The sequence below is a fragment of the Bacillus sp. JJ864 genome, from assembly GCF_036963045.1.
GTDB lineage: Bacteria > Bacillota > Bacilli > Bacillales > Bacillaceae_G > Bacillus_A > Bacillus_A pseudomycoides_C.
On sequence record NZ_JBALLY010000174.1, the window covers coordinates 1 to 6134 of the forward strand.

General features: G+C 30.1%; 5 protein-coding genes. All 5 read right to left on the reverse strand.

Features of this window, described 5'->3' with window-relative positions:
- Nucleotides 1–235: 235 nt before the first annotated feature.
- On the reverse strand, nucleotides 236–1267 hold the full coding sequence (locus V7024_RS21655) for a CamS family sex pheromone protein (RefSeq protein WP_335523788.1): 1032 nt from the start codon (nucleotides 1265–1267) through the stop codon (nucleotides 236–238).
- Between the two features lie 389 nt (nucleotides 1268–1656).
- On the reverse strand, nucleotides 1657–2439 hold the full coding sequence (locus V7024_RS21660) for a M15 family metallopeptidase (RefSeq protein ID WP_335523791.1): 783 nt from the start codon (nucleotides 2437–2439) through the stop codon (nucleotides 1657–1659).
- A 1444-nt stretch (nucleotides 2440–3883) separates the two neighbouring features.
- Entirely contained in the window at nucleotides 3884–4528 is a 645-nt protein-coding gene (locus tag V7024_RS21665) for a hypothetical protein (RefSeq protein WP_335523793.1), read from the reverse strand.
- 128 nt (nucleotides 4529–4656) lie between these two features.
- Nucleotides 4657–5829, reverse strand: a complete 1173-nt coding sequence (locus V7024_RS21670; protein ID WP_335523794.1) for a sensor histidine kinase — start codon at nucleotides 5827–5829, stop codon at nucleotides 4657–4659.
- On the reverse strand, nucleotides 5813–6085 hold the full coding sequence (locus V7024_RS21675) for a hypothetical protein (RefSeq protein WP_335523796.1): 273 nt from the start codon (nucleotides 6083–6085) through the stop codon (nucleotides 5813–5815). The genes V7024_RS21670 and V7024_RS21675 overlap by 17 nt, the downstream gene beginning before the upstream one ends.
- Nucleotides 6086–6134: the final 49 nt, after the last annotated feature.

Genomic DNA, 6134 nt, shown 5'->3' on the forward strand with positions numbered 1-6134 from the left:
TGTTTTTCATAGATATCTAGATACTTCAAAAGGTGTACCTTTTGAAGTATATTAAAAAGAGCCCCCTAAAAAAACTCCTTTAAAATAAATTCATCTAAAAACCCCCTTCCGTACTCTACGAAAGGGAATTCCTACTTTTAATCTATCTATATATATGTCAACTCCTTAATGCTCACTATATTGCCCTTACCATTGACATACACAAAATATTTTTATCTATCAAATAAGTTATGGCTTAATCCAAAAAATAAACAAAAGGTTTATCTTTATTTTTATCTAAAATAATAACAGCTTCATCTTTTTGTTCAGATTTTATTGTTAATTGAATTTTAGTATCTTTATTATCTTTAAAAACATCTAATAATTTTTCCGTAACTACTTGTGCCCAATTAATCACTTCTGTTCTTCCATTAATTTTAAAATTACAGCTTATGTTTAATTTTTCAAGTTTATTTTCTTTATAATTTAGCTTAGCAATAATACCGATATTTTCACCTTCTGCTGTATTTCTTGTTTGTTCAGAAAATTCATCCAACAATTTAACATCCTCATCATGTATCTTCGTCAATTCTTCTGATGGATAAATAAAAGATTGCTCATTTACAGTACTCCATTCTCCTACTTTTTGATCTCCTTTTGCAACAGTACTACTTGAAATAATAGTACCTGCTTTTAAAGAATTCTTACTTTCTTGTTTAAAAATAGCAAAAGTAATAGGAACTGTTCGTGTAACATCAGACCTATGTAATTCTTTTAATAATTCATTAGCCATTTCATTACCTTTATTAAGTATTTCTTCATTAGAATGATTTGAAGTCATAGCTAAACCAACTACGATTCCTCCTAATGCTAATGTATTATTATCTTTTTTAGTAAAATAATCATGTTCAATAATATTAGATACATAAGGAGTTTCTTGACCTGTTATTAATTTTTCTAACGCTTTTGATGACAAATATTCACTGCTTTGAAAATAATAATTTTTTGTATCAAATTGCTTTAAAGCAATATTCATTAATCCTGTTTCAAATTCATCAACATTTAATTTAGAATTAGTTTTTTCATTAATTGTTCCCACAATTTTTTGCTCTCTTAAAGGTATTATCGTTTGATAATACTCATTAGAAATTGAATATTTAGGAATAATAATTTTTTCCTCCTTAGTATTCCCATCTTCTTTAGCTACTTGGTCTTCTTTATTCGTTTTCATACTACAGCCAGTTAATATTAAACTTAAACTTATTATAAATAATACTATTTTCTTCAATTTTAATAACCACCTTTAACTTTAACAATCAAATTAATTTATACCATACAATGTATCCTTAAGTGCATTTAATAAACAAAATACCACATTATTAAATATACAATAATTCCTTAAAAATCAATAAATACTATATATTGGGTTAGCGTCCCCAAAATGCGGATTTACAACGTTAAGCTGTTTGCAGCTTTAAAAACGATAAGGATTTTGAGACAAGTTATATGAGACATTTGCAAGCCTTATTTGACGCAAAATCGGTTAAGTCCCAATAGAGCAAACCCTATTAATACACGGTTTTCTACCTTAACGTTGTAAATCCGCAAAATCCTGAAGATCCCCCCTATAAAATAGACTTTTTTTAAGTGTCTATTTTATAGGGGGGATTTTATGGTTCACTTATTTTTTTCACCCATTGCTTCTTCTAATGTTAGGTGATGTTGATATAAGTATGTAGCATATGGATTGCCAACGTAGCGAAGATGCCATGGTTCATATGCATATTCTGTCGTATCTGTCTTATCCTCTAAATAACGAATAACGAAGCCAAATTCATGGGCGTGTGCTGCTACCCACTTTCCTTCTTCTGTTTCTCCAAAGATAGGTTCTAATTTATATTCTGCAGATTCTGAACTAATATCCATTGTAAGTCCTGTTTGATGTTCACTCGTTCCAGGGACTGCACTAACTGAATCAGCCTTGGCTTTCCCTTGAAGTTTGATATACATATTATGTAAGGATTGTTGTAGTTTATATGAACGATAACCTGATACAGCTGTAAGCTCTAGACCTTGCTTTTTTGCAGATTGGAACATTGTTTCAAGAGCAGTGGCAGCATCTTTACGAAGTAATGTTTTTTCTTTATCTTTTGGAGATGTAAATGGAACGTTTGGTTTAGTTAAATCTTTTGGTATATAGCCATCTGGTAATTTACGATGTTTATTTACTAATACAAGGGGTGAATCTGGATTTGTAACAAGAAGAAATTTCTCATCTATTTTTTTGGCTGTATCTGCTGCTTTCGGAAAGGCAGGAATCTCTTCTTTTGGATGTTCATCATGTTTTTGTGTTTCAACAACTTTCGCTTCATTGTGTAGTGGAGATCTCGAACCGAAATAAGTGAAGGATGTGATACCGATTCCAATCATAGCGGCTGAAATAATAACTATTTTTTTCATAAATGTGGGTAATTTCAGTCCTTTCTTATAATTTATTTTTCCATTATAAATTTAGTTATTTGAAAAAGAAGTATAAAGTGGGTGTGCTCCTTTTTAAAGATATCAAATATTTTAAGAGTTTTTTCGTTTATATGGGATAACCACAGGGTTACTGCTTTAGTCCGTCACATTATTAACATAAGATATAATTTAATTAATGAGCTATAGGGGCTCCAAGGACCGGTTTTAGGAATAGAAAGAGCACCTTTGATAGGAAACGTAAAGTAACCTCCGATTGTCTTGTAGCTTCCTATCATATACCCATTACCTTTATTGATTGAACTAATCCAAAACACTTTACTCTTAGGTTGGGGTTATATATCCTAATTCTTTTAAAAGCTTTTTATAGAATTTAAGAAAACAAGTGGATTACACACAAAGATAATACATGTAATTAATAGAATAATAGTTATAACTATTAATATTCCATTTTCGCTATATAACTTTTTCATAGCACTCACCTCTATTTTTTCAATCATACATGGGGTCCCGCCAACCAAATGACATAAAATCCACGATAAGACATTTTTCGGAAGATAAAAAGCCTATTTTCCTACGTTAAGGGGGGACGGCAACGATTCCTTCTTTTTTGAGCCACTTACAAAACTAAAACAAGAAGCTACGTGTTGCTTTAAAACAATGTTTGATCAAATTGCTACTAATAACCTTGATAAACGAATATAGAAAAAAGCGTGTTTTGTAAAAAAAAGATTTATTAAAACACGCTCTTATTGTTTTTTATTGACTCATTCTTTTATAAAAAAGTTTGATCATTTCCTACTTATGTTGCTCCACAATCGTGCGCGTTTGTTTAAGTACAGTTCTTCACAAAAATCTAGGAAGTAACCACCATATAATAAGGAAGATACTCACCATCCAAAAAACTGAGGTTCCCACTATCCTCCAAACTATGGATTGGATAGCTGAACTTTGAGGGATCTTACTTTTCACATTTCTTGTTATAAAAGCAAGAATAACAAATCTGATTATGATGAACCCAACAGCTATCCAAGATAATAAATCCACTTTAACTTCTATGACTATCTCTAAAAAGGAAGAAAACAAGCAACTAGAGAACAGCTGAAAGTAACTTATGCAGATGTTTACAAAAAGTTATGGCATACCTCCCACATAACGGACGGCCGTCGGATATGTGATCATTAATAGGTCGGTTTAGGATAGAGTTTATCCTCCCAAAAAAGTAAGGCCCGTGATTCGCAGTTCCAGTAGGGAACATAGAGATTCACAGGCCAAGTGCATTTTTACACATGGTGGTGCCCGTCAGGCCTTGAAGGTTTTGGACTGTCACAATACTCCAACTTGGGGAATATTGAACTGTGCTTTACCCAAATTGAAATTATTGCAATACCTTCCATCCTTTTTATAACATAATGAAAATCTACTTTTAGCCCAATCCCACTCCGCGCTCTCCTGCAGGGAAGATCTGAAATTGCTCTACTTTCTGGAGATCTTTATTGACAACTAATGTCCATTCTTCTCCATTGCAGTTATAATAGAAAACATATCCTTGAGCTTTTTTACCCAACTCTGAATTTCTCTTAATGCTTTCCTTCTCTACAAACTCATAATCTGTATTATTGAATAAATTATTATCTGTAACAAATTTATTTGCTATATCTTTCGCTGTATCATAAGAAAAATTTTGATAATCTTTATTTTTAGGATCCTCTGGAAAACATGATAAGCGTTTTATCTTATTAGTTTTTTTATCTATTATAGCATCATATACCATAGTATTCTTTTTATCGAGCCACGCTACAGCAATAGTTTGCGTCTCAGGAATATCTGTTACCTCAAATTTTAAACCTTTACTATTTTGCATTACATCTACATTAAAATACTTTGTAAAAGCATCTAGTGCTACTTTTTTATAGGTTTCATCTTGCTCACTTACTTGTGTAGTACTTGACTCCGTCATTACTTCGTTTTTTGGTACTGTATTTTTTGATACTTGTGCAAAAGTTAAAGCACCACCACTAATACTTAATGCTCCAATTAAACCTAATGCAATGATTCCTTTTTTCTTCATAAAATTTTCCCTCCTTTAATTTGTTTGCTACAGTTAGAATAATACATCCTACCCATATAGAAAAAATCTACGAATTGTAACATAGTTGTAAAATCATAAGGCAGCAAACAAAATGTCAGGAACTTTCATTACGAATTCAAGGTAAATGTTATTCTTATAATTGTTCCCTTATTTAGTTGGCTTTCCATTTCTAATTCAATTTCATGGATTTTTGCTATTTCAGAACATATTGTAAGTCCTAATCCAACTCCATTATTAGCTCTAGTTCTTGATTTATCAGCCATATAAAAGGCTTCAAACACTTTAGGTAAATCTTCTTCTGAAATTCCTATACCTTCATCTTTTATTTCAAGCACAGTTTTATTTTCTTTATTTTTATATACATGTAAATATATATTGCTACCTTCTTTTGAAGCCTTAATAGAATTATCAATAAAATTACAAATGAAATTTCTAATTAAATCGCTTTCGACAACTACCTCATAATCTTCACCACTAATCATCAAGTGGATGCTTTTACTCTCTAATCTAGGCTTTAATATATCTTTTATATCAAATAATATATCTCCTATATTTTCTTTTTTCATTTTAAATTTTTCTCTTTCAAGCAACATTAAATCCATCATTTTCCCTGATAATTCCTCTAATCTTTTTCCTTCTTTAAATATATGGTTTAGCCCCTCTATAAATATCTGTTCATTATATGCAGTTAAGCGAAGAAAATCTGCATATCCAATTATGGAAGTTAAGGGTGTTTTTAATTCATGAGTTAAATTATCTATGAATCTTTGTTTTTCTGCAGCTTCCATTTCTAGTTCACTTATTTTTTGTTCAACAGCAGCTGCCATTTCATTAAAATTTTCTGCTAAAATCCCTATTTCATCTTTAGAATCAATCTCTACTCTTTTTGAGTAATTCCCCCTTGATACTATTTGGGTTATATTTATTAGCTTCTCTATAGGCCTTGTAATATACCTACTTAACATATACATGCCAATAGCTAAAATTATAGTTATACTTATTGATAATCGAATATAAAAATTATATTGTTCTTTTTTATATTCATAAATATATGTTACATCACGAACATATGAAAACTTCAAATCTTCTCCATTTATATTTATTAAACTAGTTACAAATAATAATGTTTTATTTTCTACATCTCTTATAATGTATTGTCTTTTATCGTGAGATGCATTTGTTAACTCTTCTCTATCTTGTGAAACCGTAAAATCTAGGTTACTAAAAACTACATGATTATTTTTGTCTACTATCTCTAAATAATTATTCTTTGAATTCAATTTCTAAATATTTTTTTACAACTTCTTTATAGTCAGTCTTAACTATATTTTTAGACTCAATATCTAAGTAATTATTTGAAATCATATTATAATAACTAATTCCTGTCGAAATATTTCTATGTTCATCTAATGACCTATCAATCTCTCTTTTTAAGTTTAAGTTATGACTATTTTGTATTAAACCAACAGCGCAGAAGTTAAATATTACCAAAAATAACAATGACGAATATATGGATATTTTATGCCAAAATTTCATTTAAATCTCCCATCTGTACCCGACCTTATGAACCGTTCTAATTTTCTCA